19 protein-coding genes are annotated in these 19,078 nt (G+C 63.7%); 13 read left to right on the top strand and 6 right to left on the bottom strand.

Annotated features, from left to right (window positions below; genetic code table 11):
* Nucleotides 1–217: 217 nt before the first annotated feature.
* Together pgi and J0O65_RS25845 are read left to right on the top strand one after the other, a co-directional pair.
* Complete coding sequence (pgi, locus tag J0O65_RS25850) at nt 218–1,894, top strand: glucose-6-phosphate isomerase (protein ID WP_502793598.1); 1,677 nt, start codon at nt 218–220, stop codon at nt 1,892–1,894.
* Between the two features lie 14 nt (nt 1,895–1,908).
* Nucleotides 1,909–2,805, top strand: a complete 897-nt coding sequence (locus tag J0O65_RS25845) for an SMP-30/gluconolactonase/LRE family protein (RefSeq protein ID WP_215409988.1) — start codon at nt 1,909–1,911, stop codon at nt 2,803–2,805.
* A gap of 98 nt (nt 2,806–2,903) precedes the next feature.
* Here J0O65_RS25845 and J0O65_RS25840 read toward each other — a convergent pair whose 3' ends face one another.
* Nucleotides 2,904–3,857 (bottom strand): chemotaxis protein, encoded by a 954-nt coding sequence (locus tag J0O65_RS25840; protein WP_070281275.1) that lies wholly within the window; start codon nt 3,855–3,857, stop codon nt 2,904–2,906.
* Between the two features lie 127 nt (nt 3,858–3,984).
* Here J0O65_RS25840 and J0O65_RS25835 point away from each other — a divergent pair, with 127 nt between their 5' ends.
* The 4 genes from J0O65_RS25835 (at nt 3,985) to tal (ending at nt 7,848) form a co-directional block, all read left to right on the top strand.
* On the top strand, nt 3,985–4,284 hold the full coding sequence (locus J0O65_RS25835; protein ID WP_215409987.1) for a hypothetical protein: 300 nt from the start codon (nt 3,985–3,987) through the stop codon (nt 4,282–4,284).
* 135 nt (nt 4,285–4,419) lie between these two features.
* Nucleotides 4,420–5,892: a glucose-6-phosphate dehydrogenase gene (zwf, locus tag J0O65_RS25830; protein WP_034750861.1), complete on the top strand. Its 1,473-nt coding sequence runs from the start codon at nt 4,420–4,422 to the stop codon at nt 5,890–5,892.
* Nucleotides 5,893–5,979: 87 nt separating this feature from the next.
* On the top strand, nt 5,980–6,834 hold the full coding sequence (locus tag J0O65_RS25825) for an SIS domain-containing protein (RefSeq protein ID WP_071075885.1): 855 nt from the start codon (nt 5,980–5,982) through the stop codon (nt 6,832–6,834).
* Nucleotides 6,835–6,912: 78 nt separating this feature from the next.
* Nucleotides 6,913–7,848 carry a transaldolase gene (tal, locus tag J0O65_RS25820; protein ID WP_152254633.1) on the top strand — a complete coding sequence of 312 codons (936 nt, stop codon included), beginning with the start codon at nt 6,913–6,915 and terminating at the stop codon, nt 7,846–7,848.
* Nucleotides 7,849–7,915: 67 nt separating this feature from the next.
* On the opposite strand, the gene J0O65_RS25815 is transcribed toward tal, so the two are convergent.
* The gene (locus tag J0O65_RS25815) at nt 7,916–8,773 is read right to left on the bottom strand and encodes a hypothetical protein (RefSeq protein WP_215409986.1); all 858 of its coding nucleotides are present in this window, start codon (nt 8,771–8,773) and stop codon (nt 7,916–7,918) included.
* Between the two features lie 203 nt (nt 8,774–8,976).
* Between J0O65_RS25815 and J0O65_RS25810 the strand changes: the two genes are divergently transcribed.
* The 3 genes from J0O65_RS25810 (at nt 8,977) to J0O65_RS25800 (ending at nt 13,209) form a co-directional block, all read left to right on the top strand.
* Nucleotides 8,977–10,050 (top strand): patatin-like phospholipase family protein, encoded by a 1,074-nt coding sequence (locus J0O65_RS25810; protein WP_215409985.1) that lies wholly within the window; start codon nt 8,977–8,979, stop codon nt 10,048–10,050.
* Between the two features lie 122 nt (nt 10,051–10,172).
* Complete coding sequence (locus J0O65_RS25805) at nt 10,173–11,891, top strand: methyl-accepting chemotaxis protein (RefSeq protein WP_215409984.1); 1,719 nt, start codon at nt 10,173–10,175, stop codon at nt 11,889–11,891.
* Between the two features lie 130 nt (nt 11,892–12,021).
* The gene (locus J0O65_RS25800; RefSeq protein WP_215409983.1) at nt 12,022–13,209 is read left to right on the top strand and encodes a tetratricopeptide repeat protein; all 1,188 of its coding nucleotides are present in this window, start codon (nt 12,022–12,024) and stop codon (nt 13,207–13,209) included.
* On the opposite strand, the gene hemW is transcribed toward J0O65_RS25800, so the two are convergent.
* The 3 genes from hemW to rph form a co-directional block, all read right to left on the bottom strand.
* Entirely contained in the window at nt 13,206–14,492 is a 1,287-nt protein-coding gene (gene hemW, locus J0O65_RS25795) for a radical SAM family heme chaperone HemW (protein WP_215409982.1), read from the bottom strand. The two genes, J0O65_RS25800 and hemW, sit on opposite strands and share 4 nt — an antisense overlap.
* Nucleotides 14,489–15,073 carry an RdgB/HAM1 family non-canonical purine NTP pyrophosphatase gene (gene rdgB / locus J0O65_RS25790; protein WP_034787064.1) on the bottom strand — a complete coding sequence of 195 codons (585 nt, stop codon included), beginning with the start codon at nt 15,071–15,073 and terminating at the stop codon, nt 14,489–14,491. The genes hemW and rdgB overlap by 4 nt, the downstream gene beginning before the upstream one ends.
* A gap of 138 nt (nt 15,074–15,211) precedes the next feature.
* Nucleotides 15,212–15,940: a ribonuclease PH gene (gene rph / locus J0O65_RS25785; protein ID WP_070259333.1), complete on the bottom strand. Its 729-nt coding sequence runs from the start codon at nt 15,938–15,940 to the stop codon at nt 15,212–15,214.
* A 301-nt stretch (nt 15,941–16,241) separates the two neighbouring features.
* Here rph and J0O65_RS25780 point away from each other — a divergent pair, with 301 nt between their 5' ends.
* Together J0O65_RS25780 and J0O65_RS25775 are read left to right on the top strand one after the other, a co-directional pair.
* A complete protein-coding gene (locus J0O65_RS25780) occupies nt 16,242–17,132 on the top strand; it encodes a YicC/YloC family endoribonuclease (protein ID WP_215409981.1) in 891 nt (296 codons plus the stop codon).
* Between the two features lie 3 nt (nt 17,133–17,135).
* Nucleotides 17,136–17,465 carry a hypothetical protein gene (locus J0O65_RS25775; RefSeq protein WP_215409980.1) on the top strand — a complete coding sequence of 110 codons (330 nt, stop codon included), beginning with the start codon at nt 17,136–17,138 and terminating at the stop codon, nt 17,463–17,465.
* 15 nt (nt 17,466–17,480) lie between these two features.
* Here the strand turns inward: J0O65_RS25775 and J0O65_RS25770 are convergent, their stop codons facing one another.
* Complete coding sequence (locus J0O65_RS25770; protein WP_215409979.1) at nt 17,481–17,891, bottom strand: DoxX family protein; 411 nt, start codon at nt 17,889–17,891, stop codon at nt 17,481–17,483.
* Between the two features lie 210 nt (nt 17,892–18,101).
* Here J0O65_RS25770 and gmk point away from each other — a divergent pair, with 210 nt between their 5' ends.
* Together gmk and rpoZ are read left to right on the top strand one after the other, a co-directional pair.
* Entirely contained in the window at nt 18,102–18,740 is a 639-nt protein-coding gene (gene gmk / locus J0O65_RS25765) for a guanylate kinase (RefSeq protein WP_077407781.1), read from the top strand.
* A 53-nt stretch (nt 18,741–18,793) separates the two neighbouring features.
* Nucleotides 18,794–18,997, top strand: coding sequence for a DNA-directed RNA polymerase subunit omega (gene rpoZ, locus J0O65_RS25760; protein ID WP_010400723.1), 204 nt, complete (start codon nt 18,794–18,796; stop codon nt 18,995–18,997).
* Nucleotides 18,998–19,078: the final 81 nt, after the last annotated feature.

Raw genomic sequence — 19,078 nt, 5'->3', positions numbered from 1 at the left:
TGTCAAAGCAAACCCGGGCAATATCGGGTATCCGCACCCGCCAAGCCATCTCTTATATAACACTGGCGCAATCGCTAAAAAAAGCACGACAAAATCAGCTCCGCGCCACAAACTGTAGTGAAATTACGTTTTTCTGATGTATTATTCTCGTATCAACGCCGGCACCCCGTTCGCCACGGCGAACGCGCCACACCCCTTTCAACCGAAACAAGCACCCATGCCGACCGCCATGCGCCAGCCAGTACCTACTCCCGCCATCACCGCCACCGCCAGTTTCCAGTCCCTGCAAGCGCACAGTGCCAGCCTGCGCGAAGTCCACCTGCGCCAGCTGTTCGCGGCCGACCCGGCGCGCTTTGCCGGCATGACGGTCGATGCGGCCGGCCTGCTGCTCGATTACTCGAAGAACCGGGTCGACGCCACCGCCATGCGCCTGCTGATGGACCTGGCCCGCGAACGCGGCGTGGAAGCGCAGCGCGAAGCCATGTTTACCGGCGAGAAAATCAATCTTACCGAACATCGGGCCGTTCTGCATACCGCCTTGCGCGCGCCGCGCGGCACCAAGCTGGTCGTCGATGGCCAGGATATCGATGCCGACGTGCAAGATGTACTGCAACGCGTGAAGGCGTTTACGGACCAGGTGCGCAATGGCAGCTGGCTCGGCTACACGGGCAAGCCCATCTGCGACATCGTCAACATCGGCATCGGCGGCTCGGACCTGGGCCCGAAAATGGCGTGCCTGGCCCTGCGCTCCTACGCCAACCCGGGCCTGGAAATGCACTTTGTGTCCAACGTCGACGGCCACGACATGGAAGCGACTTTATCGAAAGTCGATCCGGAAACCACGCTGTTCATCGTCGCGTCGAAAACTTTTGTTACGGCTGAAACCATGCTCAACGCCAACACGGCGCGCGCCTGGTTCCTGCTCGAAGGCGAAGAAAAGGATCTGGCCCAGCATTTTGTGGCCGTCTCGACCAACACGCAAGCCATCGTCGACTTCGGCATTTCGCCGGACAATATGTTCCCGTTCTGGGACTGGGTCGGCGGCCGCTATTCCGTCTGGTCCTCGATCGGCCTGGCCGTGGCGCTATCGGTCGGCTTCGAATACTTCAGCGATTTCCTCGCCGGCGCGCATGCGATGGACCAGCACTTCCGCCAGGCGCCATTGGAACAGAACATGCCCGTGGTGCTGGCCATGGTGGGCTTCTGGAACCGCCAGTTCCTCGACTGCGGCTCCGTTTCCATCGCCCCGTATCACCAGGACTTGAGCCGCTTTGCCGCCTACTTGCAACAGCTGGACATGGAAAGCAACGGCAAGCGGGTCACCAAGGATGGCGTGCTCGTCGACGTGCCGACCGGTCCCGTCATCTGGGGCGATTGCGGCACGAATGCGCAGCATGCATATTTCCAGCTGCTGCACCAGGGCACGGACGTCACGCCCATCGACTTCATCGCCGCCCTGCGCGCCACGCACGACTTGCCGGGCCACCACGACGCCCTGCTGGCCAACTGCTTCGCCCAGTCGGAAGCCTTCATGACGGGCAAGACGGGCGAGGAAGTGCGGCTGGACTTGCAGGCGCAGGGCTTGCCGGACAGCGAGATCGAAGCGCTGGTGCCGCACAAGACTTTCCCCGGCAACCGCCCCAGCAACACCATTTTGATGGACCAGCTGACCCCGACCACCCTGGGCGCCCTGATCGCGCTGTACGAACACAAGACCTTCGTGCAGGGCGTCTTGTGGAACGTCAACAGTTTCGACCAGTGGGGCGTGGAACTGGGCAAGGTGCTGGCGAAGAAAATCCAGGCAGAACTGACGGGCGAAGCCCGCCCCGACCACCACGACAGCTCGACCAATGGTTTGATTGCCCTGGCGAAAGCCGCCAAGGCGGCGTATTAACTTAATTGAGGTTTATGAATATTTACGAAATCAAAGTCGTCAGCGACAAAGCCATGCAAGTGGGCGAATGCCCGCTATGGCATGGCAAGGAAGCGGCCCTGTACTGGGTCGATATCGATGGCCGCGCCGTGCACAAGCTGCACCCGGCCAGCGGCAAGCATGAGCAGTGGAGCATGCCGACGGAACCGTCGGCGCTGGCCATCAATGCGGGCGGCGGCCTGATCGTGGCCTTGCGCAGCGGCTTCGCCCACCTCGACACGAAGACGGGCAGCCTGGCGGAAATCGCCCCGGCGCCGTTCGACATGGCCACCACGCGCTTCAACGATGGCAAGGTCGACCCGGCAGGCCGCTTCTGGGTCGGCACCATCTTCGAGCCGCGCAGCGCCGATGCGGCGGAAATGTTCGTGCTGGAAAAGGGCAATGTACGCAAGGTCTGGTCGGGCGGCATGACCGTGTCGAACGGCCTGGGCTTTTCCCCGGACAAGCGCAGCATGTACCACGCAGATACCACCACGCACCGCATCGACCGCTTCGATTTCGACGCGGCGACGGGCGCCATTTCCGCGCCGCAGCCGTTCCAGCGTTTTTCCACGGACAAGAAAGCGTTTGATTACGGCGGGCGCCCCGATGGCGCGGCCGTCGACAGCGAAGGCAATTACTGGTCGGCCATGTTTGAAGGCGGCAAGATCTTGCGCTTCGCGCCCGATGGCCACCTGCTGGGCGAAATCGCCGTGCCCGTGCGCTGCCCCACCATGGTGACGTTTGGCGGCCCGGACCTGCGCACCCTGTACATCACCAGCGCCAGCCATAAGCGCTCGGCCGAGGAAATTGCCAACTATCCGTTGACGGGCCACGTGCTGTCCGTGCGCGTGGACGTGGCGGGCCAGCCGGAAACGCCGTACCAGGCGTAATAATACCGGGGTCAGACCCTCAATGCCGCCAACTCAGGGGCTTGTGCCGTCGCCCCCCCCCGGGGGTCTGCCCCCGGCTTTTCGACCTTGGGTTGAAATTACCGCGCCAGCACCTTGCGGATCGTCTCGGCCAGCTCGGCCGCCACGAATTTCGCCACATAACCGTCGGCGCCCACACCCTTGACGTGGTCTTCGTTGGTCGAACCGGTCAGCGACGAGTGGATCACCACGGGGATGTTGGCGAAGCGGCCATCGTTCTTGATGTTGCGCGTCAGGGTAAAGCCATCCATTTCCGGCATTTCCAGGTCGGTCAGCACCAGCGCGACCTTGTCTTTCGCCGTCTTGCCTTCCGTGGCCGCCTGGGCCGAGATCGCCTGCAGGCGCTCCCACGCTTCCTTGCCCGTCTTGGTCATGATGAAGGGCACGCCCATCGCTTCGAGGCCCTTTTCGATCAGCGAGCGGGCCAGAGAGGAATCGTCGGCCGCCAGGATCACGGCGCCGGCCGGCAAGCGCACTTGCGGGCCGATGCTGTTCTCGTCCACGTCGGGGTCGCCCGACGGCAGCACGTTGCGCAGGATTTGCTCCACGTCCAGCACTTGCGCCAGGCGCGTCTTGTCCGTGTCGCCGTCGAGACGGGCGATGCTGGTGACGAGACCGCCACCGACGCTCGATTCGGCCGACAGCACCTGGTTCCATTCGAGGCGCACGATTTCATCGACCTCTTCCACGGCAAACGCCTGCGTCGAACGGGCGAATTCCGTCACCATCAGGATCTTCAAGCCATTGCTCTTGCAGCCGACCGCCATCGGCAAGTCGATCACGGGCACGATCTGGCCACGGATATTGACCACGCCCAGCATGTGCGGATGCGAACCGGCCACGGCCGTGATGGCCGGCATTTCCATGATTTCACGGACTTTGAACACATTGATGCCGAACAGTTCGCGGCTGGTCGAGTGATCACTGGTGCCGAGCTTGAACAGGAACAGTTCGAATTTGTTATTGCCTGTCAGGCTGGTGCGTTCATCGACATCTTGCTGCATTGAATTCATTGTGTCCCCTTGAGCCGTCTTGTAAAGTTAAGTCGCCCGCCCCTGATGCTGCGGGCAGTGCGGACTGCACGTCGCATGGACGTCGGATGGCGGGTTCGGGGCATGGCCGGCGCTAACGGTGCAGTGTATGTCGTACAATTTCTTACAACCAATAGTTGCTATCGATTCGAGCTTGAATTATACGGTTTTTTACTTTCTTCAAAGCTACTTTACGCTGCCAACGGTGATCCTGACAGCATTTCTTGATTTGCTTGTTGCTACAGCGCAAATGATGACAGAGGGAATCAAAAATTTCCCTGGCAACCATGGTTGCTTTGCACAGCCGATGCTCAGCATGACCCTGCGCCGGCGTCGGCGAACGGCATATAATGGCCATGCCGGCGCCGCCGGCATGCATACGGGGCAAAATGGCGACGGCAGGGGATGAAATGTAGTAAAATTTCTTGCAATTGCCTGTTCTACGTAGTAAATTTACACCACCGATGATAGTAGCGACAGACTGGCACTTCCGGTCGGTTTCCTCCCCGCTCCGGCCCTTTTACTTTTGCGACGACACTCACTTATGGCACTTACCGATTTTGACCTGGTCCTGTTTGGCGGCAGCGGCGATTTAGCAATGCGCAAGTTGTTGCCGGCGATGTATGCGCGCGACGTCGCGAACGATTTGCCGCCGACGGCGCGCATCATCTGCGTGGGCCGCCAGGACAGCGGCCAGGATGCCTTCCTGAAGATGGTGGAGACCAACTCGCGTCCCCACATCAAGGCCAGCACCCTGAATGCCGCCACCTGGAGCAAATTCTGCGCGCGCATCGTGTATGTGTCGCTCAACGCCAGCGATGCGGCCACGTACGCGCCGCTGGTCGAAGCGCTGCGCGGCGATGCGGACCTGACGCGCGTGTACTACCTGGCGACGCCGCCGCATTTGTTCGCCCTCATCTGCGACAACCTGGAAGACAACGGCCTGGTCACGCCGAACTCGCGCGTGGTCCTGGAAAAACCGCTGGGCCGCGACCTGGCCAGCGCCAAGCAGATCAATGCCGAAGTGGGCAAGGTCTTCCAGGAATCGCAGATCTACCGTATCGACCATTACCTGGGCAAGGAAACCGTGCAGAACTTGCTTGCCCTGCGCTTCGGCAACATCCTGTTCGAACCGCTGTGGCGCCGCGAATGGATTTCCGACGTGCAGATCACCATCGCCGAAAAGCTGGGCGTGGGCAACCGCATGGGTTACTACGACACCTCGGGCGCGCTGCGCGACATGCTGCAAAACCACTTGCTGCAACTGCTGTGCATCGTCGCCATGGAACCGCCGACCTCGATCGCGCCGGATGCCGTGCGCGATGAAAAACTGCAAGTGCTGCGTTCGCTGAAAAAATTCACGCCCACCACCCTGGCGCAAAACATCGTGCGCGGCCAGTACCGCGCCGGTCACGTGGACGGCGCCACCGTGCCGAGCTACCGCGACGAACCGGATGCGCCGGAACATTCGCGCACCGAGACCTTCGTTGCCCTGAAGGCGGAAATCGACACCTGGCGCTGGGCCGGCGTGCCGTTCTACCTGCGCACGGGCAAGCGCATGGCCGACAGCCTGGCCGAGATCGTCGTGCGCTTCAAGCAGATTCCGCACTCGATCTTCAACCAGCCGACGTCGAGCTTCCAGCCGAATTGCCTGGTGATCCGTTTGCAGCCGGACGAAGGCTTGCGCATGAACCTGATGGCGAAAACCCCGGGCGATGGCATGCGTTTGAAACCGGCGGAACTGGAACTCGATTTCCGCGAATCGTTCAAGACCCCGCGCATGGATGCCTACGAGCGATTGCTGCTCGACGTCCTGCGCGGCCAGCTGACCCTGTTCATGCGCGGCGACGAACTGGAAGCGGCCTGGGAATGGGTCGAGCCGATTCTCGACAACTGGGAACAGAACGACAGCGCGCCGATCCCGTACACGGCCGGCACCTGGGGCCCGGCGGCGGCCAGCGCCCTGATCGGCCGCGATGGCTTGCAGTGGCGTGAAGAAGCCTTACCGGAAGATTAACAGGCAAGACAAGGGCCTGTCCGCATAGGGGCAGGCCCTTTATCTATTATCCCCACACTCCCGAACACCTACCAGAAGACTACCCTGATGCTGCTTGACTCCATCCGCACCCAGCTCGATTCGCTCTCCAAGTCGGAGAAGAAGGTCGCGCTGGCCGTGCTTGACCAGCCTAACCAGACGGTCAGCCAGAACATCACGGCGCTGGCGAAAAGCGCGCAGGTGTCGGAACCGACCGTGGTGCGCTTTTGCCGCACCCTGGGCTATGACGGCTGGCATGAATTCAAGCTGAAACTGGCGCAAGGCCTGGCCCTGGCCATGCCGGGCGCGAACGAGCAGCCGGCGCAGGACGACCTGGCCGCCGACCTGGTGAACAAAATCTGCAGCCGCTCGATCAACACCCTGCTCGACCTGCGCAACAACCTGAACCCGGAAGCGATCCAGCGCGCGCTCGACATCCTGTCGCGCGCCAGCAAGATCGAATTCTATGGCCAGGGCACGTCCGGCATCGTGGCGGCCGACGCGCAGCACAAGTTCTTCCGCTCGGGCGTGCCGACGGTGGCCTACAGCGACCCGAACATCCACAGCATCGCCGCCGCCCTGCTGCGCGGCGGCGACTGCCTGGTGGCGATCTCGCAGCGCGGCAACAGCCCCGCCCTGGTCCGCTCCGTGAAACTGGCACGCCGCGGCGGCGCCGACGTCATCGTGCTGGCCCCATCGGGCACGCCGCTGGCCGACCTGGCGACCGTGCTGATCCCGATCGACCTGGTCTTCAACACCGACCCCTACACCCCGATTTCCGCCCGCCTGGCCTACCTGGTGGTGATCGACGTGCTGGCCGTGGGCCTGGCCCTGCAACGGGGCCCCGAGTTCCGCAAGAAGATGCAGAATGCGCAGAAAGCGCTGCAGGAGTTCGACATGCAGTTCGATTCCTTCATCGGCTGAGCTCATAAAGAGCACAAGCGGACTTGCCGGATTATGTACAATACCCCGGCAAGTCCCTTCACTCTTTCCCGTGCAGCCATGAACCAACTCGAACAACTGAAGCAATTTACTACCGTGGTGGCCGACACCGGCGACTTCCAATCGATCCAGGCTTACACGCCGCGCGATGCGACGACGAATCCGTCGCTGATCCTGAAGGCCGTGCAAAAGGATGAATACAAGCCGCTGCTGGAAAAGGCCGTGCGCGACCATCCGAATGCCTCCACCGCCGAGATCATCGACCGCCTGCTGATCGCCTTTGGCGTGGAAATCCTGCAAACCATCCCCGGCCGCGTCTCCACCGAAGTCGATGCGCGCCTGTCGTTCGACACCGAAGGCACGGTCGCCAAGGGCCGCGACCTGATCGCCCTGTATTCGAACGCCGGCATTCCACGCGAGCGGGTGCTGATCAAGATCGCCTCCACCTGGGAAGGCATCCGCGCCGCCGCCATCCTGGAAAAGGAAGGCATCCGCTGCAACATGACCCTGCTGTTCTCGCTGGCCCAGGCCATCGCCTGCGCCGAAGCGGGCGCGCAGCTCATTTCGCCCTTCGTCGGCCGCATCTACGACTGGTACAAGAAATCGACGGGCATCGACTACGTGGGCGCGGAAGACCCGGGCGTGCAATCGGTACGCCGCATCTACAATTACTATCGCAAGTTCGGCTACAAGACCGAGGTGATGGGCGCGAGCTTCCGCAACACCTCGCAAATCCTCGAACTGGCCGGCTGCGACCTGCTCACCATCAGCCCCGACCTGCTGCAAAAGCTGGCCGACAGCGATGCGCCGGTGGAACGCAAGCTGAGCGCCGAAGCGGCGCCATCGACCAACATCGTGCAAATGTCGCTGAATGAAGAAGCCTTCCGCTTCATGATGAATGAAGACGCGATGGCGACGGAAAAACTGGCCGAAGGCATCCGCGCCTTCTGCGTCGATTCCGGCAAACTGAAACAGATGATCGCGGCCCTGCGCTAAGCACGACGGGCGTAAAAAAAGCGGCGTCCGTGCAGTGCACGGCGCCGCTTTTTTCATGCCGGGACGATCAGGAGCAACGGAAGGTCGCTACGCCCTGGTAATTGGCGCCATTGGCCAGCTGCGCCTTGTAGGCTGCCAACAGCAGATAGCGGCCGGTGCCGCCGTCGCCCAGCATCAGCTGCGCGCCCGTGCCGCCCGACAGATAGTTGCCGGTGATGCTGCTCGACGCCGCCGAAGCGATGGTGGTGGTAGCCGTCACTTTGCCCGTGCTGCCGCCGGCGCTGGCGTCGATGGTCAGTGCGACCTTGGCGCCGGAGCCATCGAAGGACAGGCTGGCATTGCCGCTGGCCGTGCCGAAGTTGGCGCTCGACGGGACGCTGCCGCCGCCCGTGTAGCTTGGCGCCGTGAACGTGCCCGCATCGCAGGTAAACGTGCCGCTCGCTGGCAGTGCGGCGAGCACGTTATAGGCGACGTAATGCGCGCTGGCATTGTTGCCGGTCAAGGTCGTGGCGCCGGAACTATTGCTGAACGCGCCCTTGAACCAGCGGCCCTGCGCGAAGGCGGCATCGCCGCTGATCTCGCGCGTCACGGACGGATTGCCCGTCAGGACGATGCTGCCGATGGTGCTCAAGGCGCCGGAGGTATCCTGCACCAGCGTGCTGGCCTTGCCATTGCTCTGCAAGCCGATCGAGGTAAAGACGAAACGGCTGTTGTCGCCATTGACGAAACGGGCGCTGACGGAGCCCGTGTTGTCGCCGGTGGCAGTTGGCGTGACGGGCACCACGGGCGGCGTAACGGGTGCCACGGGCGTCACGGGCGGATTCACGGCCACTACCGGGTCGGCTGGGGAGGACGAGCCGCCACCGCCGCAGGCAACGAGAGAGCCAGCGATCAGGGTCAGAACAAAAGCGTGATTCAGTTGCATACAATTCCCAAAAAAAGGCAAGACATAAGGAATCCTTGGCACATGCCAAAAATTCAACGTCCAATATTATGCAACATTTCTCAATGGAATAGTTGCTTTAAAGAAATTTATTAATACTAACAATGTGACTGTCGCGCGCGCATCTGTGTCGCGGCGCCGCGCCGGCGGTAAAATACCTGGCTACAGGCCGCTCACGACACCCCATGCAATCACCGATCACCATCCGCCTGGGCCGCCGCGCCCGCGCCCGCATCGCCGACAATGGCTTGCGCGCGCTTGACATCGCCATCGTCCCTGCCGCCGCAGGCGGGCCGAAAGGCTTGATCCTGCACCAGCTCGATTGCTGGCTGTTCGGCGACTTCCTGGCGCAGGCGCCGCGCCCGCGCCACTTCGTCGGCGCCTCGATCGGCGCCTGGCGCATGGCCGCCGCCGTGTTCCCCGACCCGGTGGCCGCGCAGCGCCGCCTGGTGCGCGAATACGTGGGCCAGCGCTATCCCGACAAGCCCGCCCCCGCGCACGTCAGCCGCACCTGCCGCGCCCTGCTCGACGCCGTGCTCGATGGCCAGGATGCGCAGCTGCTGCGGCATGCGCAGCACAGCCTGTCGGTACTGGCCGTGCGCGGCATCGGCGCGCTGGCGCAGCCGGGCAAATGGCGCGACCGGCGCGGCTTCCTGCTGGCGGCCGCCGGCAACGCCGTGGCGCGCGCGCGCCTGGCCGCGTCGCTGGAACGGGCGGTGTTTCATGCCGGGCCCGATGGCGCCAGCTGGCTGCGCTCGCGCTTCGATTCCTTTCATGCGCATTTCGTGCCGCTGGCGCAGGACAACCTGCGCGACGCGCTGCTGGCCTCCGGCTCCATCCCGCTGGTGCTCGACGCCGTGAAGGATATCGCCGGCGCGCCGCCCGGGCGCTACTGGGACGGCGGCCTGGTCGACTATCATTTGCACCTGCCGTACCAGCGCGAACCGGACCTGGTGCTGTATCCGCATTTTGCCGACCACATCGTGCCGGGCTGGCTGGACAAGGCCATGCCCTGGCGCCGCGCACCCAGCGGCGATAGCGCGCTCGACAACATGATCCTCGTCTCGCCCTCGCCCGCCTTCGTGGCCAGCCTGCCCAATGGCAAACTGCCGGACCGGCGCGACTTCCCCCATTACGGGCAAGACCACGCGGCGCGCATGCGCGACTGGCGCCGCGCCATCGCGGAAAGCGAACGCATGGCGGCCGCCTTCGCCCGCTGGGCCGAGCAGCCGGACTTGCGCCAGGCGGGCGATCTGTAGCACGGGCGCGCCTGCAACAGGTGCAAAAACAGGCGCGCTTTTCCCTCGCCTGTTGGTCACTTATCAGTGCATACTATGTCGCACAGGCAACCTTCATCCCCTCTGCGACAGGAGTTCCGACCATGCACGCCCTCTCCCACCTTCGTATCGGCACGCGCCTGGCTGCAGGCTTCGCGCTGGTGCTGCTGCTGTCCGTGATCTCCACCTCGTACGCGCTGTACAGCGCCCGCGTGAACGCCGAAGCGACCCGGCAAATGATGGAAAAACCGCTGGCCAAGGAACGCCTCGTATCGGACTGGTACGTGCTGATTTACTCGGCCATCGCGCGCACCTCGATGATCGCCCGGAGCACCGATGAAACCCTGTCGAACGTGTTTGCCGAGACCATCGCCGACAGCACGAAACAGGGTAGCGAACTGCTGAAGAAGATCGAGGCGCTGCTCGACAGCGACGCGGAAAAAAGCATTTTCAAGGCGGCCATTGCCGAGCGCGTCAAGTACCAGGATGCCAAGACCCTGGTGATGAATGCGCGCAAGGCCGGCAACGCGGCGCAGGCGGAAAGCACCTACCGCGACAGCTTCGCGCCGGCCGCCGCCAAATACCAGAACAACGTCAAGGCCCTGCTGGCGCAGCAGCGCCAGGCCATCGACGCCACGGCGCAAGCGATCGAGGCGGCCAACGGGCGCAGCTTCACCCTGCTGCTGACCTTGTGCGTGCTGGTGGTGGCGCTGGGCAGCATGTGTGCCTGGCTGATCACGCGTTCGATCACGCAACCGTTGCAGGCCGCCGTGAAAGTGGCCGAGACGGTGGCCGACGGCGATCTGCGCACGCATTTCGGCACGCCTGCCAGCGATGAAATCGGCGACCTGATGCGCGCGCTGCACGGCATGAACGAGGCGCTGCGCAGGGTGGTGTCGGAAGTGCAGACGGGCACCAACGCGATTGCCACGGCGTCGGGCGAAATCGCCGCCGGCAACCAGGATTTGTCGGCGCGCACGGAACAGCAGGCCAGTTCGCTGGAAGAGACGGCGTCGTCGATGGAAGAACTGACCAGCACCGTCAAGCAGAACGCGGACAATGCGCGCCAGGCCAACCAGATGGCGGTGGCCGCCTCCGGCGTGGCGGAACGGGGCGGCAGCATCGTCAGCCAGGTGGTCGACACCATGGGCGCCATCGACACGGCATCGACGAAAATCGTCGACATCATCGGCGTCATCGACGGCATCGCCTTCCAGACGAACATCCTGGCCTTGAACGCGGCCGTCGAAGCGGCGCGCGCCGGCGAGCAGGGGCGCGGCTTTGCCGTCGTCGCCACGGAAGTGCGCAACCTGGCGCAGCGCTCGGCCGCCGCGGCGCGCGAAATCAAGACCCTGATCGGCGACTCGGTGGAACAGGTCAACAACGGCACGCGGCTGGTGCAGCAGGCCGGCAGCACCATGGGCGAAGTGGTCGACAGCGTGCGCAGGGTCACCGACATCATGGCCGAGATCACCGCCGCCAGCGCCGAGCAAAGCATGGGCATCGACCAGGTCAACCAGGCCATCGCGCAGATGGACCAGGTGACGCAGCAGAATGCGGCCCTGGTGGAGGAAGCGGCGGCGGCCGCCGAAAGCATGCAGGACCAGGCCGCGCGCCTGGCGCAGGTGGCGGCCGGCTTCCAGCTCGAATACGTGGCTGCCGCGCCACCGGTGCGCGGCACGCGGCCGGCGGCCAGCCGGCTGGCCAAGCCGGCCGCCAGGAACACCGCCGCCAGGCAGCCGGGCATCGCGGCCAGGAGCGCGCCGACCGCGCGCAAGCCCCAGGCGCACGTGGCCGGCGAGCAGGATTGGGAAGAGTTTTGAGGCCGGTGGTGGCGCCAGTTGAAAGGGTTTGACAGCGCCGGGGGGCGCGAGGATACTTGCTTCAGGTGGCGTGGCGCTCCACCGGCAGCAATACGTGTTGCGCCTGACATCGTTCTGCGGGAGCACGAACATGAAATGCATCAGCGGCATCAGCGAACATCTGCGCCTGGGCTTCCTGTCCCCCTTGCTGCTGTGCGCAGCCCTTGCCGGCTGCGCCACGGCGCCCGCCACCCCGCCTCCGCCCGACCTGTTCAACGATGCCAGCTTTGCCAGGCCGACCGTGCCGGTCGACCCGCGGCAGGCGTTTGCCTTGAGCGACGCCATGCGGCAATACGTGCGTGTCGATATCGCGCGCGCGGCGCGTAACAAAAACCCCCGTCGCGCGCTCGCCGATGCCCTCCACAACCGGGCGGGGCTGCAGCTGGAATATGATGCCGCCATGACGCGCACGGCGGCACAGGCCTTCGATGCGCGCAGCGGCAATTGCCTGTCCCTGGTACTGATGACGGCCGCGCTGGCCAAGGAAATGGGACTCGATGTGCACTACCAGCTGGTGCTGGGAGAGGAAAGCTGGAGCCGCAGCGGCGGCATGTATTTCGTCGCCGGCCACGTCAATCTCGCGCTGGAACGCCGTGCCGCCAGCAATACGCTCGGCTACGATGCCGACGCCATCCTGCTCATCGACTTCCTGCCTGGCGAAGACCTCACCGGCCAGCGCACGCAGCAAATCAGCGAATCGACCATCCTGGCCATGTATCTCAACAACCGCGCCGCCGAAACCATGGCCAGCGGCGAGCTCGATCAAGCCTACTGGTATGCCCGCGCGGCCATCCTGCAAGACCCCACGTTCGCGGGCGCCTTCAATACCTTGGGCATCATCCAGCTGCGCCACGGCGACGTCGAGCCGGCACGGCGCACGCTTGCTTACGCACAGGAACGCTCGCCATCGAACACCGTGCTGCTGTCCAACCTGGCGCAGGCACTCGACGGCCTGGGACGCGCGGACGAAGCGCAGCTGCTGCGGCGCAAATTGCTGGCCCTGCAGCCAGAGCCGCCCTTCCACTTTTTCAACCTGGGCCGGCGCGCCATGGACGCCGCCGACTACCAGGAAGCGGCGCGCCTGTTCCAGCGCGAGATCGCGCGCGACCCCTACTACCACGAATTCCACTTCTGGCTGGCGCAAGCCTATGCGCGCATGGGACAACTCTCGCAGGCGGGCAGGCAACTGGAACTGGCGATGAACAACAGCACCACGCGCAGCGACCATGGCCTGTACGCGGCCAAGCTGCAGCGCCTGCGCGCCGTCACCACGCATTAATCTTCCAAAAACATTTGCTGCAGGTCGTTCAGGAAGCACAATCCCCGCTCCGTCGGGCGGATGAGTTGGTGGTCGCGGTACAGCAAGCCTTTCGCCTCGGCCGCATTGAGCGGCTGCTCGATGGCGTTGAGGGGCACGCCCGTGCGCTCGGCGAACAGGTTCGGCGAAAAACCCTGCGTCAGGCGCAGGGTATTGAGCATGAATTCAAAACCCATTTCCTCGCGCGCCAGTTCGCGCTCTTCCTGCACGGGATTGCCAGCCAATACCGCGTCCATGTAGGCGCGCGGCTGCTTGTAGCGGGCCTGGCGCAGCACGCGGTGCGGGAACGATATCTTCGAATGGGCGCCCGCGCCGATGCCCAGGTAGTCGCCGAATTCCCAGTAGTTGCGGTTGTGACGCGCCTGGCGGCCCGGCTGCGCGTAGGCCGACACTTCGTAGCGGCCATAGCCCGCCTGCGCCGCGCGCGCGGCCACCATGTCGGCGATGTCGGCGCTCTCGTCGTCGTCGGGCAGCACGGGCGGGTACTTGGCGAACAGGGTGTTCGGTTCGAGCGTCAGGTGGTATAGCGACAGGTGCGGCGGCGCGAACGACAGCGCCGTTTCCAGGTCCTGCCGCGCCTCGGCCAGCGTCTGCGTGGGCAGCGCGTACATCAGGTCGAGATTGAAGTTGTCGAAATGCGCGTGCGCGATGTCCACCGCGCGGCGCGCTTCGTGGTCGTCATGGATGCGCCCCAGCGCCTGCAAATGGCGGCCATTGAAACTCTGGATGCCGATCGACAGGCGGTTGATGCCGCTGGCCCGGTAGGATTTGAATTTTTCCGCTTCAAAGGTGCCCGGATTGGCTTCCATGGTGATTTCGCAATCGGGCTCCAGCGGCAACAGGGTGCGCACGTCCGACATCAGCCGGTCCAGCCCCGCCGCCGACATCAGGCTGGGCGTGCCGCCGCCGATGAAAATGGTGTGGATCTTGCGGCCCCAGATCAGCGGCAGCGCCATTTCCAGGTCCAGGCGCAGGGCCGCCAGGTATTCGGCTTCCGGCAAGTCGCCGCGCACCTCGTGCGAATTGAAGTCGCAATACGGGCATTTCTTCACGCACCACGGGAAATGGATGTACAGCGACAGCGGCGGCAGGGCCGTCAGGTTCAACGCACCCGGCTGCAGGTATTTCAGGGCCGCCCCGGCCGCGCCGGAAATGCCTTCCTGCGGCGCGGGAGCGGCTCCCGCCTTGGCGCCGGGCTTGGCGGCCGATCTGGCAAGGGCGCCCACCAGTTTGATCGGGATCATCGCAGCTTTTCCACCAGCGCGCGCAGGGCCTGGCCACGGTGCGACAGCGCGTTCTTTTCATCGGACGTCAGTTCGGCCGCGCACTTGCCCAGCGCGGGGATGAAGAAATGCGGATCGTAGCCGAAGCCGCCGTTGCCGCGCGGTGTGGCGATCATTTCGCCATTCCAGCGGCCGTCGGCGATCACCGGCTGCGGGTCGTCCGCATGGCGCACGTACACCAGCACGCAGTAATAATACGCGGACTTGTCGGCATGCGCCTCGAGGTCGGCGATCAGCTTGGCGCTGTTGGCCGCATCCGATTTCGGCTCGCCCGCATAGCGGGCCGAATACACGCCGGGCGCGCCGCCGAGCGCATTGACGCACACGCCGGAATCGTCGGCCAGCGCCGGCAAGCCCGTCAGGCGCGACGCGTGGCGCGCCTTTTGCAGGGCGTTTTCAACGAAGGTGTGGAACGGTTCGTCGCTTTCCGGCACGGCGTACTCGCCCTGGGCATGGACGGAAAAACCGATGGTCGAGAGCAGCTCGTTGAATTCCTTGAGCTTGCCGGCGTTGTTCGAGGCGAGGATGAGGCGTTGGGTCATGTCAGTAGTCCGGTTGAAGTGCCGACATTGTAAACCTTTTGCGCTCCCCTCACCCTGGCCTGCCGCTGCCGCAAAAAGCGGCAGCTGTGGGCTTTTTGTCCGGCGCGGCGGGCCAGCGGATGTAAATCTGTGTAAAGATCAGATCCCCAAAGCCTGCTTCTGCATGGCGATCAGATCGGCGATGCCGCCCTGCGCCAGGTCCAGCAAACGGTTCATGCCGGCGCGGTCGAACGCGGCGCCTTCGGCCGTGCCCTGCACTTCGATGAAGTGGCCCGCTTCCGTCATCACCACGTTCATGTCCGTGTCGCAGCCCGAGTCTTCCACGTAGTCCAGGTCCAGCACCGGCATGCCCTGGTAGACGCCCACCGAGATGGCGGCGACAAAGCTTTTCACGGGAATGGCGGCGATCGCGCCGCGTGCCTGCAACTGGGAAAACGCGTCATACGCGGCCACCATGGCGCCCGTGATCGAGGCCGTGCGCGTGCCGCCATCGGCCTGGATCACGTCGCAATCGAGGTGCAGCGTGCGTTCGCCGAAGGCCTGCAGATCGAAGGCGGCGCGCAGCGAGCGGCCGATCAGGCGCTGGATTTCCTGGGTGCGGCCGGACTGCTTGCCGCGCGCCGCTTCGCGGTCCATGCGCGTGTGCGTCGAGCGTGGCAGCATGCCGTACTCGGCCGTCAACCAGCCCTGGCCCTTGCCTTTCAGGAAACCCGGCACCTTGTCTTCGATGCTGGCGGTGCAGATGACCTTGGTGTCGCCGCACTCGATCAGCACCGAGCCTTCGGCATGCTTGGTGTACTGGCGGGTGATGCGGATGGCGCGCAGCGCGTCGACGGCGCGGCCGCTCGGGCGGGATTCAAATGTCATGGGGTGTCCTGTGTGATTGGGGTTGCGGCAGCGATTTTACCACCGCGCGCCCGTCTATTTGCAGTCATGCAACAGCGCGGGACGCAACGGCAGGCGGCGCACACATGATCCCTACAATCCTGCCCCGCCAAACACAATTTTCTTTACAATGCCGTAAAACGCACACTATTCAGCAATTTTCAGGCCATCGAGCACTTCGGTCCTGTTTTGCGGCGCGGGCGGTCTTGCCTGCGCTGGCTGATTAAGTGTATAAGTGACTGTATACAAGATCAAATCGGGGAATCCTTTGAGCATTTCAAGCATGACAGGCTACGCGGTTGCCACCAGCGAAGGTGCTGCAGGCACACTGACAATTGAAATCAAGAGCGTCAACTCGCGCTTTCTCGACCTGCAATTCCGGATCAACGACGATCTGCGAACCCTGGAGCCCGACTTGCGCGCCGCCGTCATGTCCGCCATCACGCGCGGCAAAGTCGAGGTACGCCTGAGCTTTGGCCGCAAGGCCGCCACAAACGGCACGCAGGCCCTGAACCTGCCGCTGCTGACCGAACTGGCGCGCCTGCAAAACGAAGTGGGCCAGCATTTTGTCTCCGCCCCCGTCATGACGGTGGCCGAACTGCTGCGCTGGCCTGGCGTCATCGAAGAGGCGCAAGTGGGGCAAGAATCCTTGCAGGCGGACGTGAGCGCGCTGACCAAACGCACCGTGGCCGCCTTCGTCGACAGCCGCAAGCGCGAAGGCGCGGCGCTCGAAGCGGTGCTGGTGTCGCGCATCGAAGCGATGGAAGCCATCGTCAAGCGCATCACGCCCCTGATTCCGCAAGTGGTGGCGGCCTTCCAGCAAAAAGCCATCGAGCGCATGCAGGATGCGCTGGGCCTGGCCAGCCAGGGCTCGAATTCGGCCCTGTCGCGCCAGGACGCCATGGAGCGCATCCGCCAGGAAGTCATCCTGTACGGCATCCGCATCGACGTGTCGGAAGAACTGGCGCGCCTGTCGGCCCACCTGGGCGAAACGCGCCACATCCTCACCAAGGGCGGGCAAGTGGGCAAGCGCCTCGATTTCATGATGCAGGAACTGAACCGCGAAGCCAACACGCTGGGCGCCAAGGCGTCCGTCAAGGAACTGGCCGACGCCTCGATGGACTTGAAGCTGCTGATCGAGCAGATGCGCGAACAAGTGCAGAACCTGGAATAAGCGATGGCCGCGCCACGTCCATGGATGTTCGGCGCCGCCATGCTGGCCCTGCTGGCGGCCGGCGCGCAGGCGCAGACGGCGCAGCAGCAGCCGTCGCCGTACGCGATCGACAGTTGCACTTTTGGCTGCTTCGCCCTCAAGGAACGGGGCGCCGCCATCTACACGGGCGCCGACGCCGCCTCTTATCGCATCTGCTCGCGCAGCAGCCTGGGCGCGGATGTATCGGTCGACAGCACGGTCGTGCGCATCAACAACCGCGACTGCACCGATGTGAATGGGCGGATCATCGTCCTCAATGGCGGCGAAATCGTGCTGGGACGGCTGCCCCGCTGAGGCGGGGCCCGCAGCTCAGGCCAGGCGCGCTCCGGCGCGCCCCTTGTCGCCGGCGGCGATGACGACGCAGGCGACAAACAGCACGATGCTGTATTCCACGCCGCCGGCGCCATGCTCGCCCACGAACCAGCCCTTGGCCGCATGCACGATGACGATGCCGCCGACGCAAATCGCCATCAGTCCCGCCGCCGCCCAGCGCGTGTATTTGCCGACGATGAGCAAACTGCCGCAAACGATCTCGACGACGGTAATGGCCCACACCACGGCCAGGCCGTAGATGAATCCCTTGTCTTCCAGGAAACCGGCAAAGCGGGGCATGGTGCCATTGGCGATGCGCGTGATGGCGTGCGCCATGAACATCACGGCAATGGCCACCCGCAGCAACAACATGGCCTGGGCAGAATTGAGAAACGGGAAATTTTTCATGCACGCATCCTGTCGGTAGAATAATGATTGAGAAAAAACCATCCAAATTAGATAACTATTTCCTCAGGATAACAAGCAAAATATACGCAAGCCTGGCGGCAAGGCGCATCGCGGGGCTGGCTCGCCGCCTTGCCTCTTGGTAAAATACCGGATTGGGCGGCGCTCATGCCAACGCAAGCGCCGCCATCACACGCATATGGAAAGATCCGCATGAGCCACCCTACCGCCTTCTCCGGCAGCCTGTTCGTGGTCGCCGCGCCCTCGGGCGCCGGCAAATCGACACTGGTCAATGCATTGCTGGCGCAAGAGCCCGGCATCAAATTGTCGATCTCGACCACCACGCGCGCCCCGCGTCCGGGCGAGCAGCATGGCCGCGAGTATTACTTCACGACGGCGGAAGACTTTGTCGCGCGCGCCGACCAGGGAGAGTTCCTGGAATGGGCGGAAGTGCATGGCAATTACTATGGCACCTCGCGCATCATGGTGGAACAGCAAATGCTGGCCGGCACCGATATCCTGCTGGAAATCGACTGGCAAGGCGCGCGCCAGGTGCGCAAGCAATTCCCCCGCGCGGCCGGCATTTTCATCCTGCCGCCGTCGATCGATGCGCTGGAAGAACGCTTGAACAAGCGCGGCCAGGACGAGCCGCACGTGATCACGCGCCGCCTGCTGGCGGCCGGCGGCGAAATCGCACACGCTCCCGAGTTCGAGTATGTTATTATCAATGAAGAGTTTACGGTCGCTTTGTCCGAACTGAGCGCGATCGTGAGAGCGGCCCGTTGCCGGTTTGCGCAACAAGCGGCCCGCAACGCATCGCTATTCGCCCAGCTGGGCCTGCACGCAGAATAATCGTCTCTGCACGCCAGTTCACACAGCGCCACGCACACAATTTAGGAGTTACTATGGCCCGTATCACAATCGAAGATTGCCTGAAGCAGATCCCTAACCGTTTCCAGCTGACCCTGGCCGCGACTTATCGCGCACGTCAGTTGTTGCAAGGCCACACCCCCAAGGTGGAAGCCAAGGACAAGCCTACCGTCGTCGCACTGCGTGAAATCGCTGCCGGTAAAGTCGGCATCGAAATGCTGAAAAAGGTCCCGATGTAAGTGGGAACCCGCGTGCCGGAACAGTGCTGACCCCTGGTTCTACCGTATCCTTTATTCACACTGTGAAGCAACGCGACGTTT

It is taken from the genome of Janthinobacterium sp. JC611 (assembly GCF_018682595.1).
Taxonomy (GTDB): Bacteria; Pseudomonadota; Gammaproteobacteria; order Burkholderiales; family Burkholderiaceae_D; genus Janthinobacterium.
Note: the sequence above shows the minus strand (reverse complement) of the source record. Positions and strands in the feature narration are given on the sequence as shown.